The 22,853-nt window shown below is 53.7% G+C and carries 25 protein-coding genes and 1 tRNA gene; 16 read left to right on the top strand and 10 right to left on the bottom strand.

What is annotated here, in order from left to right; all coding sequences use genetic code 11:
• Positions 1-107 precede the first annotated feature (107 nt).
• The 8 genes from ACM67E_RS01380 to apbC all read left to right on the top strand — a co-directional run bounded on the left by ACM67E_RS01380 (position 108) and on the right by apbC (position 6,934).
• Positions 108-1,082 (top strand): KpsF/GutQ family sugar-phosphate isomerase, encoded by a 975-nt coding sequence (locus ACM67E_RS01380; RefSeq protein ID WP_416191868.1) that lies wholly within the window; start codon positions 108-110, stop codon positions 1,080-1,082.
• Between the two features lie 151 nt (positions 1,083-1,233).
• Entirely contained in the window at positions 1,234-1,770 is a 537-nt protein-coding gene (locus ACM67E_RS01375) for a KdsC family phosphatase (RefSeq protein ID WP_416191867.1), read from the top strand.
• Complete coding sequence (gene lptC, locus ACM67E_RS01370; protein WP_416191866.1) at positions 1,767-2,348, top strand: LPS export ABC transporter periplasmic protein LptC; 582 nt, start codon at positions 1,767-1,769, stop codon at positions 2,346-2,348. Before ACM67E_RS01375 ends, lptC begins: the two co-directional genes overlap by 4 nt.
• Entirely contained in the window at positions 2,329-2,856 is a 528-nt protein-coding gene (gene lptA, locus ACM67E_RS01365; protein WP_416191865.1) for a lipopolysaccharide transport periplasmic protein LptA, read from the top strand. Before lptC ends, lptA begins: the two co-directional genes overlap by 20 nt.
• A 104-nt stretch (positions 2,857-2,960) precedes the next feature.
• Positions 2,961-3,695, top strand: a complete 735-nt coding sequence (lptB, locus tag ACM67E_RS01360; RefSeq protein ID WP_416191864.1) for an LPS export ABC transporter ATP-binding protein — start codon at positions 2,961-2,963, stop codon at positions 3,693-3,695.
• 172 nt (positions 3,696-3,867) lie between these two features.
• Positions 3,868-5,229 (top strand): RNA polymerase factor sigma-54, encoded by a 1,362-nt coding sequence (gene rpoN, locus ACM67E_RS01355; protein ID WP_416191863.1) that lies wholly within the window; start codon positions 3,868-3,870, stop codon positions 5,227-5,229.
• Positions 5,230-5,286: 57 nt separating this feature from the next.
• Positions 5,287-5,607 (top strand): ribosome hibernation-promoting factor, HPF/YfiA family, encoded by a 321-nt coding sequence (gene hpf, locus ACM67E_RS01350; protein ID WP_416191862.1) that lies wholly within the window; start codon positions 5,287-5,289, stop codon positions 5,605-5,607.
• Between the two features lie 247 nt (positions 5,608-5,854).
• On the top strand, positions 5,855-6,934 hold the full coding sequence (apbC, locus tag ACM67E_RS01345) for an iron-sulfur cluster carrier protein ApbC (RefSeq protein WP_416191861.1): 1,080 nt from the start codon (positions 5,855-5,857) through the stop codon (positions 6,932-6,934).
• Between the two features lie 146 nt (positions 6,935-7,080).
• On the opposite strand, the gene ACM67E_RS01340 is transcribed toward apbC, so the two are convergent.
• The 3 genes from ACM67E_RS01340 to tsaB are packed head-to-tail and all read right to left on the bottom strand — an operon-like array spanning position 7,081 to position 9,024.
• Positions 7,081-7,881 (bottom strand): uracil-DNA glycosylase family protein, encoded by an 801-nt coding sequence (locus ACM67E_RS01340; protein ID WP_416191860.1) that lies wholly within the window; start codon positions 7,879-7,881, stop codon positions 7,081-7,083.
• Between the two features lie 28 nt (positions 7,882-7,909).
• Positions 7,910-8,350, bottom strand: coding sequence for a ribosomal protein S18-alanine N-acetyltransferase (rimI, locus tag ACM67E_RS01335; RefSeq protein WP_416191859.1), 441 nt, complete (start codon positions 8,348-8,350; stop codon positions 7,910-7,912).
• Entirely contained in the window at positions 8,347-9,024 is a 678-nt protein-coding gene (gene tsaB, locus ACM67E_RS01330) for a tRNA (adenosine(37)-N6)-threonylcarbamoyltransferase complex dimerization subunit type 1 TsaB (RefSeq protein ID WP_416191858.1), read from the bottom strand. Before tsaB ends, rimI begins: the two co-directional genes overlap by 4 nt.
• A gap of 54 nt (positions 9,025-9,078) precedes the next feature.
• Here tsaB and ACM67E_RS01325 point away from each other — a divergent pair, with 54 nt between their 5' ends.
• The 3 genes from ACM67E_RS01325 to ACM67E_RS01315 all read left to right on the top strand — a co-directional run bounded on the left by ACM67E_RS01325 (position 9,079) and on the right by ACM67E_RS01315 (position 11,145).
• Positions 9,079-9,285: a hypothetical protein gene (locus ACM67E_RS01325; protein WP_416191857.1), complete on the top strand. Its 207-nt coding sequence runs from the start codon at positions 9,079-9,081 to the stop codon at positions 9,283-9,285.
• Positions 9,276-10,163 (top strand): tRNA glutamyl-Q(34) synthetase GluQRS, encoded by an 888-nt coding sequence (gene gluQRS, locus ACM67E_RS01320; protein ID WP_416191856.1) that lies wholly within the window; start codon positions 9,276-9,278, stop codon positions 10,161-10,163. Before ACM67E_RS01325 ends, gluQRS begins: the two co-directional genes overlap by 10 nt.
• 250 nt (positions 10,164-10,413) lie before the next feature.
• Positions 10,414-11,145 (top strand): LytR/AlgR family response regulator transcription factor, encoded by a 732-nt coding sequence (locus tag ACM67E_RS01315; RefSeq protein WP_416191855.1) that lies wholly within the window; start codon positions 10,414-10,416, stop codon positions 11,143-11,145.
• A gap of 62 nt (positions 11,146-11,207) precedes the next feature.
• Here the strand turns inward: ACM67E_RS01315 and ACM67E_RS01310 are convergent, their stop codons facing one another.
• On the bottom strand, positions 11,208-11,384 hold the full coding sequence (locus tag ACM67E_RS01310; protein WP_416191854.1) for a hypothetical protein: 177 nt from the start codon (positions 11,382-11,384) through the stop codon (positions 11,208-11,210).
• Positions 11,385-11,471: 87 nt separating this feature from the next.
• On the opposite strand from ACM67E_RS01310, the gene ACM67E_RS01305 reads away from it, so the two are divergent.
• The 4 genes from ACM67E_RS01305 to ACM67E_RS01290 all read left to right on the top strand — a co-directional run bounded on the left by ACM67E_RS01305 (position 11,472) and on the right by ACM67E_RS01290 (position 14,924).
• On the top strand, positions 11,472-12,164 hold the full coding sequence (locus tag ACM67E_RS01305) for a histidine phosphatase family protein (protein WP_416191853.1): 693 nt from the start codon (positions 11,472-11,474) through the stop codon (positions 12,162-12,164).
• Between the two features lie 461 nt (positions 12,165-12,625).
• Positions 12,626-14,098 (top strand): YadA-like family protein, encoded by a 1,473-nt coding sequence (locus ACM67E_RS01300; RefSeq protein WP_416191852.1) that lies wholly within the window; start codon positions 12,626-12,628, stop codon positions 14,096-14,098.
• A 54-nt stretch (positions 14,099-14,152) separates the two neighbouring features.
• Positions 14,153-14,614 (top strand): outer membrane protein assembly factor BamE, encoded by a 462-nt coding sequence (locus tag ACM67E_RS01295; protein ID WP_416191851.1) that lies wholly within the window; start codon positions 14,153-14,155, stop codon positions 14,612-14,614.
• 234 nt (positions 14,615-14,848) lie between these two features.
• Positions 14,849-14,924: transfer RNA gene (locus ACM67E_RS01290), tRNA-Lys, on the top strand.
• Between the two features lie 969 nt (positions 14,925-15,893).
• Here the strand turns inward: ACM67E_RS01290 and ACM67E_RS01285 are convergent.
• Positions 15,894-16,553: an NAD(P)-dependent oxidoreductase gene (locus ACM67E_RS01285; RefSeq protein WP_416191850.1), complete on the bottom strand. Its 660-nt coding sequence runs from the start codon at positions 16,551-16,553 to the stop codon at positions 15,894-15,896.
• An 18-nt stretch (positions 16,554-16,571) separates the two neighbouring features.
• Positions 16,572-17,066: a nuclear transport factor 2 family protein gene (locus ACM67E_RS01280; protein WP_416191849.1), complete on the bottom strand. Its 495-nt coding sequence runs from the start codon at positions 17,064-17,066 to the stop codon at positions 16,572-16,574.
• Positions 17,067-17,181: 115 nt separating this feature from the next.
• Here ACM67E_RS01280 and ACM67E_RS01275 point away from each other — a divergent pair, with 115 nt between their 5' ends.
• Complete coding sequence (locus tag ACM67E_RS01275) at positions 17,182-18,072, top strand: LysR family transcriptional regulator (RefSeq protein ID WP_416191848.1); 891 nt, start codon at positions 17,182-17,184, stop codon at positions 18,070-18,072.
• A 185-nt stretch (positions 18,073-18,257) separates the two neighbouring features.
• On the opposite strand, the gene ACM67E_RS01270 is transcribed toward ACM67E_RS01275, so the two are convergent.
• The 4 genes from ACM67E_RS01270 to ACM67E_RS01255 form a co-directional block, all read right to left on the bottom strand.
• Positions 18,258-19,358, bottom strand: coding sequence for an MBL fold metallo-hydrolase (locus ACM67E_RS01270; protein ID WP_416191847.1), 1,101 nt, complete (start codon positions 19,356-19,358; stop codon positions 18,258-18,260).
• Positions 19,359-19,558: 200 nt separating this feature from the next.
• Positions 19,559-20,617: an NAD(P)-dependent alcohol dehydrogenase gene (locus tag ACM67E_RS01265; RefSeq protein ID WP_416191846.1), complete on the bottom strand. Its 1,059-nt coding sequence runs from the start codon at positions 20,615-20,617 to the stop codon at positions 19,559-19,561.
• Positions 20,618-20,786: 169 nt separating this feature from the next.
• Positions 20,787-21,896, bottom strand: coding sequence for an S-(hydroxymethyl)glutathione dehydrogenase/class III alcohol dehydrogenase (locus ACM67E_RS01260; RefSeq protein WP_416192709.1), 1,110 nt, complete (start codon positions 21,894-21,896; stop codon positions 20,787-20,789).
• A 41-nt stretch (positions 21,897-21,937) separates the two neighbouring features.
• Positions 21,938-22,801, bottom strand: coding sequence for an MBL fold metallo-hydrolase (locus ACM67E_RS01255; RefSeq protein WP_416191845.1), 864 nt, complete (start codon positions 22,799-22,801; stop codon positions 21,938-21,940).
• Between the last annotated feature and the right edge of the window lie 52 nt (positions 22,802-22,853).

Genomic DNA, 22,853 nt, shown 5'->3' with positions numbered 1-22,853 from the left:
TTTGTTGAGTAAACGGGTGGGTTTATACTACCCTGATTTGCGCGGCTTGAACAGTCGCCGGCGGGCGGACTTCTCTGCCGCGACACCCCTGATTAACGGACAAAACCATGACCCATACCGAATCCTATCTGCCTTGGGCGCGCGAAGTGCTGCATACCGAAGCCCAAGGTTTGCACGAAATCGCCGACGAACTGGACGAAAATTTTGTCCGCGCCGCCGAAACCCTGCTCCACTGCACCGGCCGCGTGGTCATTATGGGCATGGGCAAATCCGGCCACATTTCGCGCAAAATGGCGGCGACGATGGCTTCCACGGGCACCCCGGCCTTCTTCGTCCACCCTGCCGAGGCCGCACACGGCGATTTGGGCATGATTGTCGACGGCGACGTGGTGGTGGCGGTGTCGAATTCGGGCGAAAGCGATGAAATCTCGGCAATTATTCCGGCTTTGAAACGCAAAAACATCACGCTTATCTGCATTACCGCGCGCCCCGAATCGACAATGGCGCGACATGCCGACATCCACATTACCGCTTCGGTTTCCCAAGAAGCCTGTCCGCTCGGCCTGGCACCGACCACCAGCACCACCGCCGTCATGGCTTTGGGCGACGCGCTGGCGATTGTTTTGTTGAAAGCACGCGCGTTCACGCCCGACGATTTCGCTTTGAGCCACCCGGCCGGCAGTTTGGGAAAACGCCTGCTGCTGCGCGTGCAGGACATCATGCACAGCGGCGGCGAGCTGCCTGCGGTGGTGTGCGGCACGCTGCTCAAAGACGCGATTGTGCGCATGAGCGAAAAAGGTCTGGGGATGCTGGCCGTAACCGATGAACAAGGCCGTCTGAAAGGCGTGTTCACCGACGGCGATTTACGCCGCCTGTTCCAACGGCGCGACGATTTCAAAGGCCTGACGGTTGACGACATCATGCACGCCGAACCGAAAACCATCGCCGCCGACAAGCTCGCCACCGAAGCCCTGAAGCACATGCAGGAAAACCATGTCAACGGCCTGCTCGTCACCGATTCAGACGGCCTGCTGACCGGCGCGCTCAATATGCACGATTTGCTGATGGCGCGGATTGTGTAGGCCGGGGCTTTTGCCAACCGCGTTGAGAGCGGTTCCGAAACAGCGCAAAGAAATGCACCGCAGGCTGCAAAACTTTACCAACCGTTTATTCCGCCCCAAAAGTTTCAGACGGCCTTTATGCTAAAATAGGCCGTCTGAAAAAAGGAAAACCATGCGAACCCTTACCCCCGATGTGCGGCAGCGCGCCGAAAAAATCAAACTGCTGATTTTAGACGTTGACGGCGTACTGACCGACGGCCGTATTTTTATCCGCGACAACGGCGAAGAAATCAAAGCCTTCCACACGCTCGACGGCCACGGCATCAAAATGCTGGCCGCGACAGGCGTTCAGACGGCCGTTATTACCGGCCGCGACGCACCTTCGGTGGGCATACGCGTGAAGCAGTTGGGCATTGCCTACTATTTCAAAGGCATCCACGACAAACGCGCCGCCTACGCCGAATTGCGCGCACAGGCCGGTGTGGAAGAGCACGAATGCGCCTTTGTCGGCGACGACGTTGTGGATTTACCCGTAATGGTGCGTTGCGGCTTGCCGGTGGCCGTGCCCGAGGCGCATGAATTTACGCTCGAACACGCGGCTTATGTGACGCAGAAAAGCGGCGGCAAAGGCGCGGTGCGCGAAGTGTGCGATTTGATTATGCAGGCGCAGGGAACCTTGCAGCCTGCTTTGGACGAGTACATCAAATGAAGACAAGATGGCAACACGGCCTCGCCTTTCCGCTGATTCTGGCCGTCGCGCTCGGCGGCCTGTCGGCCTGGCTCGGCCGCATCAGCGAAATTCAGACCGAAGAAGTCAGGCTCAACCCCGACGAACCGCAATATCGGATGAACGGGCTGGAAGGCAAGCGTTTCGATGAAAAAGGCCGTCTGAAAGAACATTTCACCGCGACCGAAGCCTTCCAACTGCCGAACAGCAAAGACGTGCATTTCCGCCTGCCCAAACTTGAAGTGCGTCAGGACGGCCGCCTGACCTATCAGGTAGAAGGCAAAGAAGGCCTGTACAATACCGACACGCGCGAAGCCGTGTTCCAAAAAGAAGTCCTGCTGACCAAACCTGCCGATGCCGCGCACCCCGCGGGCACGGTCAAAACCGAATTCATCCATGTCGATACCCAAGCGCAGTTTGCCCGAACCGAACACCCCGTCGAATTTTCATACGGCCAGTCCCACGGTTCGGCCGTCGGCATGACTTACGACCATACCAAAGGTCTGCTCAATTTCCCGTCAAAAGTGAAAGCCACGATTTATGATGCCAAAAATCTTTAAAGCCGCCGCCCTGTCCGCCTTGATGATCAGCGCGCCCGCTTTCGCGCTGCAAAGCGACAGCAGCCAGCCCATTCAGATCGAAGCCGACCAAGGCTCGCTCGACCAGGCCAACCAAACCACCACGTTCAGCGGCAACGTCATCATCAAACAGGGCACGCTCAACATCAACGCCGCCAATGTCACCGTATCGCGCAACGACAAAGGCGAGCAGCAGATGAAAGCCAACGGTTCGCCCGTGCGCTTCAGCCAGCAGCTCGACGGCAACAAAGGCACGGTCAACGGCCAAGGCAACCAAGTCGAATACGCTTCGGCCACCGGCTTGGTGAAGCTCACCGGCAACGCCAAAGTCCAGCGCGGCGGCGATGTGGCGCAGGGTGCGGTGATTACCTACAATATGCGCACCGAAGTCTATACCATCCACGGCGGTTCGAAACAGGCCGGGGTGAAATCGCCGGCCAAATCCGGCCGCGTGAGCGTGGTCATCCAACCGACTTCGACCAAAAAATAACCTGAGGCCGTCTGAAAACCTTGCGCACCGAATCCGAACCGGATTCTGCACCAACGGATTTTCAGACGGCCTGTCCGACCTTTATTCCATATAAAGAACAGATTATGACTGCACCAGCCAGCCGCCTTGTCGCCCAAGGCCTGCAAAAAAGTTTCAAAAAACGCCAAGTCGTGAAAGACTTCTCGCTCGACATCGAAAGCGGCGAAGTCGTCGGCCTGCTCGGCCCCAACGGCGCGGGCAAAACCACCAGCTTCTACATGATTGTCGGTCTGATTGCCGCAGACGGCGGCAGCGTCACGCTCGACGGGCAGGAACTGCGCCATCTGCCGATTCACGAACGCGCCCGCCTGGGTGTGGGCTACCTGCCGCAAGAAGCGTCGATTTTCCGCAAAATGACGGTCGAGCAGAACATCCGTGCCATTTTGGAAATCAGCCGGAAAGACAAAAGCGGTATTGATGCCGAAATCGACAAGCTGCTGGCCGACTTAAACATCGAACGCCTGCGCCACAATCCCGCGCCGTCGCTCTCGGGTGGCGAACGCCGCCGCGTGGAAATCGCCCGCGTGCTGGCGATGAAGCCGCGTTTCATCCTGCTGGACGAACCCTTTGCCGGCGTTGACCCCTTGGCGGTTATCGACATCCAGAAAATCATCGAATTTCTCAAATCGCGCGGCATCGGCGTGCTGATTACCGACCACAACGTGCGCGAAACCCTGAGCATCTGCGACCGCGCCTACATCATTTCAGACGGCACGGTTTTGGCCTCGGGCAAACCCGGCGACTTGGTCAACGACGAAAAAGTCCGCGCCGTCTATTTGGGCGAAAATTTCAAATACTGATGTCGCATTTCACCAATAAACCGCCGCTTTAATCCGGCAAATGTCAAAAAAGGCCGTCTGAAAAATAGTAACCACGCTCATTTTGTGGTAACTTATTTCAGACGGCCTTTCGCATACCCTACCTTCAAGCCGCATAACAATAAATCACAAACGAAAACGTAACCTACTTGCTATGAATCCCAATTACGGTTTAAAACTCAAGCAAACCCAACAGCTCAACCAAAAGCTGCAGCAATCTTTGCGCGTGTTGCAGATGTCCAATCAGGAAATCGAACGCGAAGTCGAAGACTGGCTGCAGGACAATCCCCTGCTGGAGCGCAAAGAAGCGGAAGAATTCGCCGATTTCGATCTCAACAGCCACATCTCCGCCGCTCCGTCGCGCAGCCACCAAATCGGCGGCGACGAAGCCGAAGACGCATGGCTCAATGTCGCCGAAGAACAAGATTTCAATGCTTATCTGCACGCGCAAGTGTGCGAACACCCGCTCTCCCCTGCCGAAGCCGCCCGCGTCCACATCCTGATTGATTTTCTCGACGAACAAGGCTATTTCACCGACAGCCTGGCAGACGTCATCGACCATACCCCGTTGGACTGGATGCTCGACGAAGACGACCTGCAAAACGCACTCGACACGCTGCAAACGTTCGACCCGCCGGGCGTAGCCGCCTCCGGCATCACCGAATCGCTCATGCTGCAACTGATGCGACTGCCCTCCTCCCCTGCGCGCCAGCTGGCCGGCCACCTGATTCAAAGCTCATTCGAAGAATTGGGCAAAAACCGCCAGCAAAACATTCTGCGTTTTCAAAAAATGTATCCCGAATCCACGCCGGAAACCATTCAGACGGCCTTGGACCTGATTGCCTCGCTCAACCCCTATCCGGCTTACGGCTTTGCCTCCGCCGAACCTACCGCCTACATCCAGCCCGACGTTTGGGTCAAGGAAACCGCCGAAGGCTGGACAGTCGCCGGCAACGAAGCCGCCTGGCCGAAAATCCAAATCAATCAAGAATATGCCGAGCTGTTTCAAGAAGTGGAAGACGCTTCGCCCGAGTGGAAGGAAAAGCTGCACGAAGCGCGGCAGAAAATCGACAGTCTGGAATTGCGCAAAAACACGGTCATCCGCCTGGCGGAATACATCGTCGAGCGGCAGGAAGACTTTTTCATCTTCGGCGAAATCGGCCTGACGCCCATGCTGCTCAAAGATGCCGCCGCCGAATTGGAACTGGCCGAATCCACCGTTTCACGGGCGGCCAACCAAAAATATTTAGCTTGCCCGCGCGGTTTATTTGCGTTACGCTATTTCTTCACACAGGCAGTCAGTACCGACAGCGACAACGAAGGCGTCAGCCAGGGCGCGGTCAAAGCCCTCATCAAGCAGCTGGTTAACGCCGAAAACACCCGCAAGCCGCATTCCGACGAAGCCCTGGTGCAGCTCTTAAAACAGCAGGGCATCGAAATTGCCCGCCGCACCGTCGCCAAATACAGGGAGTCGATTGACATACCGCCCGCACACAAGCGCAAGATTATCGGCTGAACGCAAGATTTTCATGTCTGTCGCGTTGACGGACTTACCCACCGAAGGAGTCGTATTATGAACCTGAAAATTACCGGTCTGAATTTTGATGTTACCGAAGCGATTAAAAACCATGTGTCTGAAAAATTGGAACGCATCAACCGCCATGCCGCCAACGTGATTTCCGTGGCCATTACCCTCTCGGTCGAAAAAGTGAATCAGAAAGCCGAAGCCGATTTGCACCTGGCCGGCAAAGACCTGCACGTCGAAGCCGTCGAACAGGATATGTATGCCGCCATCGACGTATTGATGGACAAACTAGACCGCGCCGTGTTGAAACACAAAGAAAAAAGCAACGATGCCCGCGCGCCGCGTCCGGCCGACATCATTGAAGAATAATTTGTAAAACACACAAAGGCCGTCTGAATATTTTCAGACGGCCTTTGTTTATCCGATTCTTAACTTTTTCTTGCAATCAAATCATCAGACATAAATACAGGTTAAGGCCGTCTGACAGCCCGGCTCAGTTACAGCGGAAACCGCCGTGCTCTGTTAAAATACCGCGGAGAACATCAAAAGCGCACTAACTCCCCCTTAAACACCCAGATGATAAGCGCATTATTTTTTATTCACAACGAGAACACTCATGAATATCCAAGAAATTCAGACGGCACTCGACACCGTCACCATTCCGCACACCACACGCACGCTCGGCGGTGAAAAAGCAGTAAAAACCGTCGAAACACTTTCAGACGGCCTGCACATCACGCTGCAATTCGGCTATCCCGTTTTACACATCGGCAACGAATTGGCCGAACGCATTCAGACGGCCATTATCGGATTCACGGGCGACACCGGCATCCATCTGCATATCGATACCGTCGTCGGCACGCATAAAGTACAGCCGGGCGTTGCCACCATCAAAGGCGTGAAAAACATCATCGCGGTAGGTTCGGGCAAAGGCGGCGTGGGCAAATCGACCACCACCGCCAATTTGGCCACCGCCATGGCGCGCATGGGCGCGCGCGTGGGCGTGTTGGATGCCGACTTATACGGCCCGAGCCAGCCGACCATGCTGGGTGTTGTGGAACATAAACCCGAACAGAACAATCAGAAACTGGTACCGGTAACGACCGAAAACGGCATTCAGGTCATGTCTATCGGTTTCCTGATGGATACCGACCAAGCCGTGATTTGGCGCGGCCCGCTGTTGAGCCAGGCCTTGCAGCAATTATTGTTCCAAAGCGAATGGGACGATGTGGACTATCTCTTTATCGACCTGCCGCCGGGCACGGGTGACATCCAGCTGACCCTGTCGCAAAAAATCCCCGTTACCGGCGCGGTGGTCGTTACCACGCCGCAAGACATCGCCCTGATCGACGCGCGCAAAGCGGTGGACATGTTCCAAAAAGTGAATATTCCGATTTTCGGCGTGTTGGAAAACATGTCGGTGCATATCTGCTCCCACTGCGGCCACAGCGAAGCCATTTTCGGCAGCGAAGGCGGCAAAGAACTGGCAGGCCGTCTGAATGTGCCGCTGCTCGGCCAACTGCCCCTGAGCCTGCCGGTGCGCGAAGCGATGGACAACGGCCAGGCCGCGCAGCTTTTGGAAAACCACGGCGAAGTGGAAAAAATCTACACCGAAGCCGCCTTCAGGCTGGCACTTTCGATTGCTGACAGAGGGAAAGACTTCAGCAGCCGCTTCCCGAAAATCGTCGTCGAATAAAGCGCAAAGCTTTTTCCCGACAAATGAAAAAAGCCTGATGACAAACATCAGGCTTTTTTCATTAAAATCAAACCATAAACTGAAACATCTCTGTCGGCCGCGCCAAACAGAACGGTTTATACCAGACTCCTGTTTCTACCACCCGGTTACTGCCCATCCTGCAAAAAGCGTTTGAGCTTTTTCAATTCTGCCCAAGCCTGCGCTTTCAAATGCGTTTGGCGCAACAGCCGCGCGGGATGTGGAATAATGTAACAAGGCATCCCGCCGCACAGCGTCTGCATGAGCACGCGCAAGCCTTCCTGTTCGAAAATTTGCCCCAAAAACAGCACCGCCTTGGCTCGGGATTGCGCCAATTCATCGGCCAACGAGCTTGAGGCGGCTTCGATTTGCGCCTGAGACGGATTGGCGTTGCTGATGCGGGCGGATTTGACCCAGCAGGTTTTATGCGCCTGCTGCGGCTGCAAGCCGACCGCCGCCAGCATATTGTCGAGCAACACGCCCACGCTGCCGCTGAACAGTTGGTTCGCCGCGCTGTCTTCAGTTGACGGGCAAATGCTGACAACCATGATTTCAGACGGCCTCACCTCAATCTGCAAGGGCGGCAGGCCGTCTGAAACTGGGGCTTGGCTTTCTTGAACCGCAGGACTTTCGGCAGAATGGTCTGCATTGGCACGCAGTTGCACAGGTTCGGCGGCAGGCGGCAACGGCGGCGCATTTTTCTTTTCGTTCACCAAAGCCGCCGCAGCCAAACGCGCATGATGGGCGGCGGGCGAGAGCGATCGCACGGCTTCCGCAATCGGCTGCGCGGCGGTTTGCGGTCGGGCAGACGGCGCAGGACGCACCCCGCCGCCCGCTTTTTCAGACGGCCTGACGCTTGCCTGACGGTTGAGCCACATCGGCCCCAAACCCAGTGCTTCGTGCAAATGTAAATAGCGGCTGCTTAACATAAAAACCGTTTCAAAAAACGCCGTCTTTTCAGACGGCCTTATCCATCAAAACCGCATCCTCGCGGCCGCCGTCCGGCAGGGAATAATAGCCTTTGCGGCGGCCTGATTCGGCGAAACCGTATTTGCGGTAGAGTGCCTGCGCCGCTTGGTTGCCGGCGCGCACTTCCAAAAACAGACGCGTAATCCCCTGCGGTGAGGCCGTCTGAAACCATTGCGCCAGCAAAGCAGCGGCGATGCCTTGGCGGCGGCAATCGGGCGCGGTGGCAATCAGGTGCAGTTCGGATTCGTCGCACACGCTCTGCCACACGATAAAACCGCCGATGCCGCCGTCGGTTTCGTACACCAAAACCGTTTCCGAACGGCTTTCGACGGCGGCCTGAAACTGCTTGGCCGACCACGGCGACGGGTTGCCTGCCCCATCGATTTGCACCAAAGCGGCGCAATCTGCCGATGTCGCCGGGCGGATCATACGCCGCCTTTCCGCTCGGCCTGCTCTTTGGCGGTCAGGGCGATTTTATTGCGCACATACAGCAATTCCGCCTGCGCCGCGTCAGTAGCCGGATAGCGGCCGGTCGCGGCCAAATCCAGATAACCGGCTGCGGTCGGCATATCGGCTTCGCCGTCAAACGGCGGTTTGTCGGCCAACGCAAAGGCATTGCCGATGCCGTCTGAACATACCGAGCCTTGCGGCGCGGTGATTTCCGCCGCTTTGCCGACTTGGTAACCGCTCAAGCGGCGGTGGCCGGCGGTATCGAACCATGCGTAAAACACTTCGCCCATGCGCGCATCGGTGGCGGCCAATACGCAAGGCCTGTCGGGACGTTGGTAGGCCACGGCATCCAAGCACGGCACGCCGATTAAGGGCGTGGCAAACGGTGCGGCCAAACCCTGCGCCACGCCCGTGCCGATGCGCAAGCCGGTAAACGCGCCCGGGCCTTGCGCATACACGATGCCCCCCAAATCCGCCGCCGTGATGCCCGCCCCGGCAAACAGCGCACCGATTTGCGGCAGAATCAGCCCGGATTGCCCGGTGCCGACCGGCTCGTGAAAAACATGGGTTTGCCCGCCAGAACGCAGGGCGAGCGAGAGATAAGACGTGCTGGTGTCGATGGCCAGCACAGGGCGGTTAAAATCAGCTTGCATGGCGTGTGCTTTATGGTTTTTCAGACGGCATTATAGCATTGCTTGGCTTATAATATGGCTTTGGCCGCATTGAGGCCGTCTGAAAAACAGATGATTTCAGACGGCCTGAAACCCCATCAGAACCCCGTCGCCGCCGCATTGCCCGGCCACACTTCCGCACACCCTGCCCTGCGGCCGCACCGCTGTTCGGAGTTGGCAACGGCCTTTGCCCGGAAGCGGATTCTGCTTAACAATTTGATGAACGGTTTGCCATGTATGTAGGACGTTTCGCCCCCAGCCCGACAGGTTTGCTGCACATCGGCTCGCTGCTGACCGCGCTGGCTTCGTATGCCGATGCCCGTGCGCACGGCGGCAGGTGGCTGGTGCGCATGGAAGATTTGGATCCGCCGCGCGAGATGGCCGGAGCCGCCGACCATATTTTGCGCACATTGGAAGCATTCGGCTTCGAGTGGGACGGCGAAGTCGCCTATCAGAGCCGCCGCCATCATCTATATGAAGATGCCTTAGGCCGTCTGAAAGACAAGGGCTTGGTCTATCCGTGTTATTGCAGCCGTAAAGACTGGCAGGCAGCGGCGGGCATGGGCGCGGACGGGTTTGTGTACAACGGCCGCTGCCGTGTGCCTGAACACAGGCCGTCTGAAAACGGCAAACCGCCGGCATGGCGCATCCGCGTACCTGATGAAACGGTTGGATTTGACGATGCCGTTGTCGGGCATTACGCACAAAATCTGGCGCGGGACATCGGCGACTTCGTCTTGCTGCGGGCAGACGGCTTTTGGGCGTATCAATTGGCGGTGGTGGCGGACGATGCCGAACAGGGCATCACGCATGTCGTGCGCGGGCAGGATTTGCTGGTTTCCGCGCCACGGCAGATTTTTCTGCAAAACGCCCTCGGCTTTCGCCCCGTCCGATATGCCCATCTGCCGCTTTTGGTGAACAAATCCGGACAAAAATGGTCTAAACAGACGCTCGCGCCCGCCTTGGACAAGGCGCAGGCCGAACCGCTGCTGCGGCAGGTCTCGGCCTATTTAAACCTACCCCCTGCCCCGCAAGTCGACCGGCCGCGTGATTTGCTTGATTGGGCAGTGACTCATTGGAACATCAAGCGCGTGCCGAAAAATGCGGTTTGTACCGAATAGTTGGCAGGATGCGACAATCCGGCAGGATGGTTACTTCATTTTTATTAAAGTTTGTAATTAAATTTTACGGTATATGTTTTTTGTAATAAATTCATTTAATATATGCATACTTATGAAAACCATCCCGAGACAGGCTGTTTGCAGCAGCCAAAATCGGACTCAGGCTCTTTCTTGCCGAACACGGTTTCAGACGGCCTCGAAAAACCTTCTGAATGATGATTAACCATTAAAAATAAATGAATGCCGGAATATGCCAAGTGCCATTATTGTAGAAGATGAAGTATTAGCCGCCGAGCGTTTGCGGGTTTTGCTGGAAGAATCCAACGTCGTCCTGCTGAATACCTTCCATCACGCCCAGCCTGCATTGGATTGGTTGAGCGTTCACGAAGCGGACATTGTATTTGCCGACATCGGTTTGCCGGAAATTACCGGCTTGGAGCTGGCCGAACGCATCAAGCGCGTTGCCAAACGCCAGCCCGAAATCATTTTCACCACAGCCTACGAGGAACATGCCTTACGCGCATTCGAGCTGGCCGCCATCGATTACCTGCTCAAGCCCATCAAAATGTCGCGCCTGCAGACCGCACTTGACCGCGTGAGTGAAAAACATCAGGAAAAAGCCGACGACTTTACCCACTTCCAAGTCTTCACCCGCGACCGCATGGTCGAAATCCCTTGGCAGCAGGCGCGTTACCTGCTGGCCGAAAACAAAACCGTATTCCTGTTTACCGGCGACAGCCAAAGCTACGAACTGCCGAAAACCCTGCTATATTGGGAAGAACTGCTGGGAGAGAAAGTCATCCGTATTCACCGCAATGCCTTGGTATTCCGCCATACTTTGGACTGCCTGATCCGCTTGGATGACGAGGAAGACGAAAACAACGCCACCTGGGGTGCCAAAGTGCTGGACGTGGAAAAGCCGCTTGCCGTCAGCCGCCGCCAACTGGCCGCCATCCGCAAAATCCTGAAAAACGGCGTGTAATATTTCGCATCAAGCCCTGCTGGAAAAGCAGGGCTTTTGTTTTTCAGACGGCCAAGAGGCCTTTATAAAACCCAGCTTAAACCCCCAAAGTCTGTGTCCGCCATTTCCGCCTGTTCAGGGTAAGCGGAGAAAATCGGATACCCGGCCGCGACAGGTAAAATAACCTGACCGCACTTGAGCCGTTTTTGAAAAACAGTGCCGCAAGGTTTAAGATGGCTGCCGCATTCTTCGGAAATCATCACAGGCCGTGTTCAGCCTGAATCGGTTTTCAAGAAACATGAAGGCCGTCTGAAAATATCATCAACAATCGGAATAAAGGATAAATCATGGCTTTGGAAGTCTATTTGGTACGCCACGGCAAAACCGTATTCAACAAAGTAGGCCGTCTGCAGGGATGGAGCGATTCGCCCTTGCTGCCGGAAGGACAAGAAGCCGCCCGTGCATTGGGGCGCGCCCTGAAAGGCAAAGTCGAGTTTGACGCTGCGTTTTGCAGCATCAGCCCGCGTGCGGCGGATACGGCCAAGTTGATTTTAGAGGCAAAAGGTCAATCCGACTTGGCCTTACAGGTCATTGAAGAAGTGCGGGAATACTGTTTCGGCGGTTTTGAAGGGGATTTGGTACAAAACGTACACGGCATGATTGCAAGGCAATGCGGTTACGAGTCGGTAAAGGCATGGCTGGAAGCTTACCGAACCGCAGATTACCACATGCTGGCCGAAAGCGTCAGCGTACTCGATCCCTTGGGACTGGCTGAAAACGAAGCCCGATTTATGGGCCGTCTGAAAAAAGGTTTGGAAAAAATAGCGGGATATGCACCGGAGAACGGCAAAGTATTATTGGTTTCCCACGGCATGGCCATCACAGGGATACTGAAATTAATCGATAAAAAATCGACTTTATATAAAAGTGTCGAAAATGCAACAGTATCTCTGTTACAGTTTAATAATGACAAATGGGAAATTGAGTATATCGGGAAAAATTTTGCAGCGCACCATGAAAATAATACCTTAATGGAATAATACTTAAAGAAATTTAACCCAATACAAAGACAGATTTTCTTTTGGTATTAAATTTTCTAAAAAACAAACATAATAGCGGAATATATCAAATTATATTCCGCGATGTATTATCTTCATTACGTGATGATGCCTTATGTAATTTTAAATATTAAAAATTGTTCAATTAATCATTAATTATTATTAATGAAAACTAAAAATCAATTTAAAAATAAAATAAATCACCATCAACAAGGATATCTATAATAATTAACGAATAATCATTAAGTTGCAAAGGAAACTAAACCGAACCGACTTAATTTTTATAGTTAATATATCTTCATCTACCGTTGATATTGCATCGTATAGAACATTGTCATTATTTATTTTAAATAATGCCTGTTTTATTGTCAATGTCATATTGCGTTTTCTAATCGGTTGAAGGTTATATTTATCGATATCGTGTTTTTATCAGGGAGATAATTATGAAACACACCGCAAAAACCAAGCAATTAGTATCGGTTTTGCTCGCAGGGGGATTGTTGTCTGCTCACGCTATGGCAGCCAATTTGGCAGATGATTATGTAAAAATCCAGCCTCGCACCACCACTGATACTCAGGCAGCTGTAGACGGTGATTATGCCGTTGCAGTCGGCATTAACAGCAATGCCAAAGGTCTGAGTGCTTTATCCTTTGGTTCCCATGCAAAAACAGAAGGCGGTTCTGCGATTTCTATCGGCAGCCTGGCTACATCTAACGGTACAAGAGCGACTTCTATCGGCGGACAATCCAATGCCACCGGATACAACGCGACTGCCGTCGGTGCGACAACCGGGGCAACTGCCGGCGGTGCGACTGCTGTGGGCAGCGGTGCAAAAGCAACAGCAGGTTCAGCCATTGCGTTGGGTGCTAACGCCCAAGCTTCAGCTACCAGTGCTACCGCTTTGGGTATGAATGCCAACGCCAGCTCAGGTAATGCAACAGCTTTAGGTCGCGGTGCCAATGCCAGCGGCGGTGCAGCAGTTGCCTTAGGCTCAGGTGCGGCAGCCAGCGGTGGCGTATCGGTTGCAACCGGTGCAAATGCCAAAGCTTCCGGCTTAGGCAGCGTGGCTTCAGGTATGCAGTCTAATGCGTCAGCAGGTGCTTCTGTAGCATTGGGTCGCGGTGCTTCTGCAACAGAAGATTTCTCTGTGGCATTGGGTGCACTTTCCACCACCCAGGCAGCAGTCGGTACCAATGAAGCGACTGTCAACGGCGTGACTTACAGCGGTTTTGCCGGTAATGCGCCGGTTGCGACCGTCAGCGTAGGCAGCGCAGGCCAAGAACGTACCGTTACCAATGTTGCGGCAGGCCGTGTAACCGCCTCTTCTACCGATGCAATCAACGGTTCGCAACTGTATCTGCTGACCAACGACCTGAGCAAACGTCTGAATACGGAAATCAAGGCAGGCGACAACGTTGTGGTCAACCCCTCTACCGATGATGATGACAATCCGGTATACACCATTTCGGCCAACAGCTCTACTTCGCGCTCCGGTTCCGAATATGTAACGGTAACACCGACCACCGCCACAGGTGCCAACGGTGCGACCGACACAACTTACACAATCGATTTGTCTGACCGCGCCAAAGATGCTTTGAATACCCACATCAACATCGATGACCGACTTGACAACATCGACAACCGCATCAGCGGCTTCAATGACCGCATGAACGACATGGAAAAAGATTTGCGTGCCGGTATCGCAGGTGCCACCGCAATCGCTTTCCTGCAACGTCCTAACGAAGCGGGTAAGAGCATCGTTTCTGCGGCCGTGGGCGGTTTCCGCGACCAACAGGCTTTGGCCATCGGTTATGCGCGCAATTCTGATAACAACAAATGGTCTATCAAAGCCGGCTTGGGTGTGAACACTCAAAAAGACATCAACTGGGGCGGCAGCGTAGGCTATCAATGGTAAAACCTGAGGCCGTTGTTTCAGACGGCCTGTTAAAGCATACATAAAGGAAAAATCATGAAATTATCAGCAATCGCATTACCCGTCATCGCGGCTTTGGCACTGTCTGCCTGCAACTTGAGCAAAGTAACCAAAGAAGGCACAACCGAAAACCCGGTATGGCCTGATCCGGCTAAAACCACTTTCCGCCACAACGGTACCCAACACGGTTCTTGGCCGAATTGGGACAATGTGCGCCAAATCGAAGCCGGCATGAACAAAGACCAAATCTACAACCTGATCGGCCGCCCGCACCATCAGGAAGGTCTGTACGGCGTTCGCGAGTGGGATTACCTGTTCAACTACCGTGAAAACGGCGAACACAAAACCTGCCAATACAAAATCCTGTTCGATAAAGACAAAAACGCACAAAGCTTCTTCTGGAATCCTGAAGGCTGCGCTCCTAAAGAAAAAGAGCCTGTCCGCGAAGTGATTATCCGCGAAGTCGCTCCTGCACCTGCTGTACGCATCCGTCAATAACGAATGGATTTCAAGGCCGTCTGAATTTTCAGACGGCCTTTTTGTTGGCGGTATGGTTTGATGATAAAAAATAGTGAATGCAACAGGACAAGATTTCCGAGCAAACCGGCCGCATGAAGCGGTTGCTGCTTTGGCAAACCCAATAAGCCGACATTACCCTATTTAAAAAATATCTTGCCATACCCGCCCAGGCTTGACAGCTCAAGACCCGGCAACTATAATACGCAGCTTATCGGGTCGTTAGCTCAGTCGGTAGAGCAGCGGACTTTTAATCCGTTGGTCGAAGGTTCGAATCCTTCACGACCCACCAGATAAATCAAACGCCATCGGTTTACCGATGGCGTTTTCAATAAATATCGTTAAAAAAGGCTTTCCTTCCAAATAAAAGGCCGTCTGAAATTTCAGACGGCCTTTGTCTACCACCAAAACGCATTGTATCTGCGTATTTCTCTGTTTATTTACCTGCGGCATCAGCCATGTTTTGCGCCACGTTTGTCGCGCTCACGGTCAAGCCTGACATACCGATTAATGAGGCCGCGGCCAATTTGATTAATTCTTGCATACCTGTTTCCTTTCCTGATTTCATCCTGCCGGATACTGAGCCGGCAGAAATCTTCTTTTCTTGTCGAGTGTTGTCTGTGGCGTTCACTTACAGTGAAGCGTATATGTTTTCGTCAATGTTAACTGTCATTATTTTTTAGCGGCGTCCGCGATATTGCGGGCAATGATGGCAGCAGAAGCAGTCACACCGGCCATACCGATTAAAGACGCAGCGGCTAAGGTCATCAAATGTTTCATGTAATTTATTTCCTTTATCTGGTTTAAATATGTTGTTTAGCAACATTTCCTCTTTCGACAAAGCCTATTTGCCTTGTCGACAGGACGAATCATACCGCTTTAACTGTTAAAATAAACATATTTTTAGTAAAGAAATAATCCATAAATCATTTGTTTTGATAATTTATGATATTAAATATTTTATTTTGAAAATGACATCGATGTCTGTCTGAATGACACCGATGTCTTTATTACGGCATGATTACAAATTGGCTTTTTGAGGGAAATTTGAACCGGTTTAGGCGTTGCATTTATGTAGCACTTTTATAGAAAAATGATTTTTTCATTAAATTTCAATCAGATAATATTGGATAAATTTCAACGGAAACCATGTAATTTAGTAAAATTCAATAACTGCGATTGCCCATGACTAATCACTTTGCAAATAAAGGCCGTCTGAAAGTATGGCTTTCAGACGGCCTGCCTTGATTTATGCAATCATTTACTCAGCTGCGACGGTAAAGCGTTTGAACAGATGCGCTTTGTTTTCTACGTCATCGGCAATCGCAATGGCCAAATCCGCCACCGAAATGCCCGCAGGCTCGTTGCCGTTCATCAGCAGTTCTTCGCCGCCCAAGCGGTATGAACCCAAGCGTTCTTCGCTGAAGCCGCCGTCTGCGCCCAAGGCTGCGGGCGGTGAAACAAACGCCCAATTCACGTCGCGGCGGTCGCGCAAGTCGTTCAATAAGTGGCGGGCGGCATTTGCGCCGTCGTAGATTTCTTTGGGAAAATCAGGCGTGTCAATGACTTGCACATCTGGTGCGACATACAGGCTGCCTGCGCCGCCAACAATCAGCAAATACGGCACTTGCGCGGTTTTGGCCGCTTCAATGATGGCATTCGCGCCGCGCGTGAAATCCGAGCCGATGTTGGGATTGTCCCAGCCCGGGTTAAACGCGCTGACCACTGCATCAAAACCTTGCAGCTGTTCGGCGAAGTTACCCGCGTTGACATCGAAATTCACCGCCTGCACATTATCCGCTTTCAATACTTTATCCGTATGGCGGGCAAAACCTGTTACCTGATGGCCGCGTGCGGCCAATTCTTTCACCACGGCAGCGCCGACATAGCCGGTTGCACCGATCACTGCGATTTTTTTCATAGCTTATTCCTTACCAAATCAAAACATCGAACGGCCGCTGGCGGTTTTTTCCGGCACTTGTTGGATAACGTCCCAATGCTCGACGATTTTGCCGTTTTCATCAAAACGGAAGATATCCACCACCGCTTCGCCGCGGTCTTTTTCATCGATGGTGCTGTGCACGTGCAACATCACCAAATCACCGTCTGCCATCACGCGCTTGATTTCAGCTTTGGATTTCGGATGTTCTTTTAAGAACGGCACAAAGGCATCGATAAAGGCTTGGCCGCCGTCGGCAACGCCCGGATTGTGCTGCAAATACACATCACCGACATATTTTTCGGTCGCCTCTTTGACTTTGTGTTGGTTGAACGCCATTTCGTAAAAGGCCAAGGCATTGGCTTTATTGCGCTCGACTTGTTGTTGCTGCGCGGTCTGTGCCACGCCTGTACGGGCAGCGGCGTTAGTATTTTGACAACCGGTCAATACGGCCGCAGCCAACGCGGTAGAAATTAAAAGTGCTTTGACTTTCATTTGATTTTCCTTGTTTCTATAACACTTGATGATGTGCATTATAGTGAAATAAAAAATGGGAAAAAGTGCTTTTTTTGAATATAATTATTTCAAATAACGAAACAATAGAAGCAAAATGGACCGAATTACCGCCGCCAAAGTCTTTTTAACCGTTGCCGAAACCGGCAGCTTCACCGCCACGGCGGAGCGTTTGGATTTATCCAAACCCATGGTCAGCCGCGCGGTGGCCTTGCTGGAAGACTGGTTTAAAGCGCGCCTTTTGCAGCGCACCACGCGCAAAGTGTCGCTCACCGAAGCGGGCGAACAAGCCTTGGAATATTGCCGCAAAATGGCCGACCTGACCGACGGCATCGAACAGGATTTTCTCGCCCGCTCGGGAGAGCTAAGCGGCACGTTGCGCATCGCCGCCAACCCTTCTTTCGGCGGTTCGCACCTTCTGCGCGCGCTGCAAGACTTTATGGATTTGCATCCCAAGCTCAATATCCAGTTGCAGCTTTCCGACCAAAAAACCGACCTGCTCGAAAACCGCATCGATTTGGCCCTGCGGTTTACCAATCAGGTAGAACCCGGCCTAGTCGCGCGGCGGCTCAACCAAATCCATTCCCTTCTTGTCGCCACGCCCGACTACCTGAGCCGCTTCGGTACGCCCACTACGCCGCAGGATTTGACCCGCCACCGTTACCTCGCCCACGCCAACGTCAACCAGAAAACCTGGCGCTTTTTCCGCGACGGCAAAGAAACCGCGCTCGAATTAACCAGCCCGTTTTCCGTCAACGACAGCAACGCTCTGCTCAACTGCGTACTCTCCGGCGGCGGCATCGCCATGCTGCCCAAATACATGGTGAACGGTTATCTCGCCCAAGGCCGTCTGAAAACCGTGCTGACCGATTGGGCGCTGCCGGTTTATTCGCTTTACGCACTCTATCTGACCCGCCACCGCCTGCCCCTGGCCGTGCGCAGTCTGCTGGATTTTTTGGCAGAACGGTTTGAAGGGGAAGACTGGTAACGCAAAGGCCGTCTGAAAGCAATATACTTTCAGACGGCCTTCTTATGCCAACTCATCGAATGATTAACGTAGGTACGGTTGGCTTTGCCCCAAGCAAAGCGTAACCGTACCTACGGGTTCTGCCTTTTACCGAATATAGACATGCGGCAAGGCAAATGCCGCCAATTCTGTCGGTTTTAAACCGGTTATTCACGCCGCAATGCCCTATCCGTCCACCACTCGCCGCCGGTAAAGCCGTCGGTGTATTTTTCGCCCATTTTCGGCACGTCGATAGGAAGGCCGTGTTCCTTGGCACTTTTCACCGCATTATCGATCGATTCGTACCACGGGTTGCGCCCCAAGCTGAACACGCCCCAGTGCATGGGCACCATTTTTTCCGCCTTCAAATCCAACACGGCCTGCACCGACTGGTGGGCGAACATATGCGTTTTCGGCCAGCCTGCGTTGGCGGCGTCGATTTCCATAAAAGCAAGGTCGAAGCCGCCGTATTTTTGGCCGATGTCGGCAAAATGCTGCGCGTAGCCCGTGTCGCCGCTCCAATACAGCCGCTTGCTGCCTTCCAGCACAAACGATGCCCACAGGGTTTTGTTGCGGTCGTCGGTCCAGCGCGACGAATAATGCTGGGTCGGTTCGGCGGTGAGTTTGACGCTGCCGATGTTTGCTGCATCGCCCCAACCGAGTTCGGTGATTTTTTCAGACGGCACGCCCCACGATTCCAGCCGCGCACCCACGCCCAGCGGTGCGATAAAGCGTTTGGCCTTGTCCGCCAGATAGCGCATGGTCGCTGCTTCCAGATGGTCGTAATGGTCGTGCGTAATCAGCACGGCATCGATGTCGGGCAAATCTTCGCGCTTAATCGGTGCTTCCTGGAAACGCGGCGCAATCAGGGGCGCGTTGAGCGGATTGGCGTTGTCGAGTACGGGGTCGAACAGGAAACGTTGGCCGTCCAATTCCAGAATGGCCGAACCGTGTCCCAACCAATAATAGGCGAAATGTTCAGGCCGTCTGAAACTGCTTTTATCCAGCATCTCCATCGGCAGACGGCCTTTCGGCGTATAGCCGTCAAAGCGGACAAAACCGCCCTGTCCGGTGGCTTTGTCGGGATAATAGGGCAAATCGGCGGTATAAAGGTTCACGAATTGGCCGTTTTTGTAATACGGCAAACCGGCAAAGCGGCTGTCGTCGGGCAGCGCGCCGATGTTGCGGTAGAGCATAATCCCCAAAATAGCGGCGGCCAATACAAGGACGCAGAGAAAGATAAGCGGGTATTTGTAGCGTTTTTTCATGTGTTTCGGTGTGCGATGTGTATATAAAGTGGTGTTTAATGCGGTAGGGTTAGGTTAGCTGTCGTTATTCCCGCCTGCGCGGGATAACGGCATCGATTATCAATTTTTCATCTTCCACATCCAAAAGACAGCCAAAAGTAAAGCCGTCTGAAAATAACGGCTTTACTGTGTGCAATCAAATGTTTTCAGACGGCCTTGCCTTATTTCTTCAAGCTCGCCATATCGATCACGAAACGGTATTTCACGTCGGATTTTAGCATACGCTCGTAAGCGGCGTTGATGTCCTGCATATTAATCATTTCCACGTCCGGCACGATATTATGTTCGGCGCAGAAGTCCAGCATTTCCTGCGTTTCGGCAATGCCGCCGATAACTGAAGCCGAAATGCTGCGGCGGCCCATAATCATCGGTACGGTGTTGATGGTCTGCTCCAACTCGCCGACCAGGCCGACCAACACCAGCGTGCCGTCCAGAGCCAAGGTCGGTACGTAAGGTTTCAGGTCGTGGGTGTAGGGCACGGTATCGATGATGACGTCGAAGGTGTTGGCCACGGCCTGCATCTGCGCTTCGTCGGTGGACAGCACCACATGGCTCGCGCCGAGGCGGAATGCGTCGTCGGATTTGCCTGCGGAACGGGTGAACAGGGTCACTTCTGCGCCCATTGCTTTGGCCAGTTTCACGGCCATGTGGCCGAGGCCGCCCAAGCCGACTACGGCGACTTTGCTGCCGGCTTTCACGTTCCAATGGCGCAGCGGCGAATAGGTGGTGATGCCGGCGCACAGCAGCGGGGCAACGGCTTTGGTGTCGAGTTTTTCGGACACGCGCAGCACGAAATCTTCGCTCACGACGACTGCGGTGCTGTAACCGCCTTGGGTCAGCGTGCCGTCATGGCGGTCATGGCTGCCGTAAGTGCCGGTGTTGCCCTCTTCGCAATATTGTTCCAAACCGTGTCGGCAGGGCGAACAGGTACGGCAGGAATCCACCATGCAGCCGACACCGACCAAATCGCCGACTTGGAATTTTTTGGCGTTCGCGCCGACTTTGGCGACGCGGCCGATGATTTCGTGGCCGGGCACGATGGGGTAGGTGTGCGTCCAGCCCCAGTCGTTGCGGGCGGTGTGCAAATCGCTGTGGCAGACGCCGCAGTACAGAATGTCAATCAGCACGTCGTCTTCGCGCAGATCGCGGCGTTCGAAGCTGTGCGGAGCCAGCGGGGTGGTGGCGCTGAATGCGGCGTAGGATTGGGTAGGGTAAGTCATGGTTCTGCTCCTGGATTCCTGGATGGTTGGAAATGTCTGTATTATAAGGAATTCCGCTTATTATTAGAAATTGATAATTGTGATATGTCGATATTAGATACTGTGATAATGATTGCCTGTAAAACAGAAATGCCGTCTGAACATTTTCAGACGGCATCGTCGGCCTGAATCAGTAATGAACCACCGAACGAATCGACTTGCCTTCGTGCATCAAGTCAAATGCTTCGTTGATTTTATCCAGGCTCATGGTATGAGTCACAAACGGACGCAGGCGGATTTTGCCTTTCATGGCGTCTTCCACCATGCCCGGCAGTTGGGTGCGGCCTTTTACGCCGCCGAATGCCGTACCTTTCCAGGTTCTGCCGGTAACCAACTGGAACGGACGGGTCGAAATTTCCTGCCCCGCTCCGGCCACGCCGATAATCACTGACTGCCCCCAGCCGCGGTGCGCCGATTCCAAGGCCGCACGCATGACGTTTACGTTGCCGATGCATTCGAAAGTATGATCCACGCCCCATTTGGTCATTTCTATCAGCACTTCCTGAATCGGCCGGTCGAAATCATTCGGGTTCAGGCAGTCGGTCGCACCGAATTCTTTTGCCAAGGCAAATTTGTCGGGGTTGGTGTCGATGGCGAAAATGCGCCCTGCATCTGCCTGTTTCGCACCCTGAATGACCGCCAAGCCGATGCCGCCCAAACCGAATACCGCCACGCTGTCGCCTGCCTGCACTTTGGCGGTGTTGTGTACCGCGCCGATACCGGTGGTGACGCCGCAACCGAGCAGGCAGACTTCTTCGGGGTCGGCATCCGGACTGATTTTGGCCAGCGACACTTCGGCAACCACCGTGTATTCGCTGAAAGTCGAGCAGCCCATGTAGTGGTAAATCGGTTTGCCTTCGTATGAAAAGCGGCTGGTGCCGTCCGGCATTACGCCCTTGCCCTGTGTGGCACGCACGGCCACGCAAAGGTTGGTTTTATCGGAGCGGCAGAACTCGCATTCGCCGCATTCGGCCGTATAGAGCGGAATGACATGGTCGCCCGGCTTCACGCTCGTTACGCCCTCGCCCACTTCCACGACCACACCCGCCCCTTCGTGTCCGAGTACGACGGGAAACAGTCCTTCGGGGTCGGCTCCCGATAAGGTGAATGCGTCTGTGTGGCACACGCCTGTGTGGGTGATTTTGACCAAAACTTCGCCTTTTTTAGGGCGTTCTACGTCAATTTCCACGATTTTCAACGGCTCGTTGGGCGCAAAAGCCACCGCCGCACGGGATTTGATGGTGTTCATGATGTATCCTTTTTTTCAATTCGCCGCCATCTTTACGGCAGACTCTGATAAACCGATTCTACCAATTTCTCATGGTTGATAAAGTTCCAATTATGGCTTTTTTCCCACTCTTTTGCAGGGCGCGAAGCTTGGATTTGGGCTAAGGTTTTGCCTTGCTGTTTCAGCTTGGCGATGCGATCTCTGATGGTGGTGAGCATGGCGGTGTGTTTCTGCACTTCGGCCTTGCTTGCCACCTTGCCGTGTCCTGCGATGATTTTGGTACGCTCATCCGCCAAGGCCAACACGCCGTTCAAGCCGTTGATCATGCCGTCGATGGTGCCGCCGTTTTTCACGTCGATAAACGGAAACCGCCCGAAAAACAGTATATCGCCGGCATGGATGATGTTGGATTGCGGCAGATGGACGATGATGTCGCCGTTGGTATGTGCACGGGCGAAATACGTCAGGCGGACGGGTTCGTCGACGTGCAGGCTGAGTGATTTTTCAAAAGTCAGATACGGCAGCGTATTCGGTGTTTTGGCGGTTTGGTTAAACGCCTTCATCAGCTCGGTGGTGTTGTGGTGCGCGATGATGGTCGGCTGATAATCCGCCATAAAAGACGCATTGCCGTTGGTATGGTCGTTGTGTCCGTGGGTATTGATGACATAGCGCACGGGTTTGGGGCTGATGTTGCCGATGGCTTTTTTGATGTCGGGATAACTATCGGCAAACTGCGTGTCCACCACCGTCAAACCGTTTTTGCCCTCAATCACGGCGATGTTGCCGCCCTGTCCTTCCAAAACGTGTACGTTTTGATTGAGCGCAATGGTCTTAACTGCGGCGGCGTGCGCATCGTCCGCCCATGCCGACAGGGTCATCATACCCGCCAAAGTCGCGGCAAAAATTTGGAATTTCATGTTCATTCTCCACAAAAAACAAACCACCGCCCATATGGGCGGCAATCCGGGG

Origin of the sequence: Neisseria sp. CCUG12390 (genome assembly GCF_047837985.1) — a bacterium.
In the GTDB taxonomy this organism is placed as follows: domain Bacteria; phylum Pseudomonadota; class Gammaproteobacteria; order Burkholderiales; family Neisseriaceae; genus Neisseria.
Note: the sequence above shows the minus strand (reverse complement) of the source record. Positions and strands in the feature narration are given on the sequence as shown.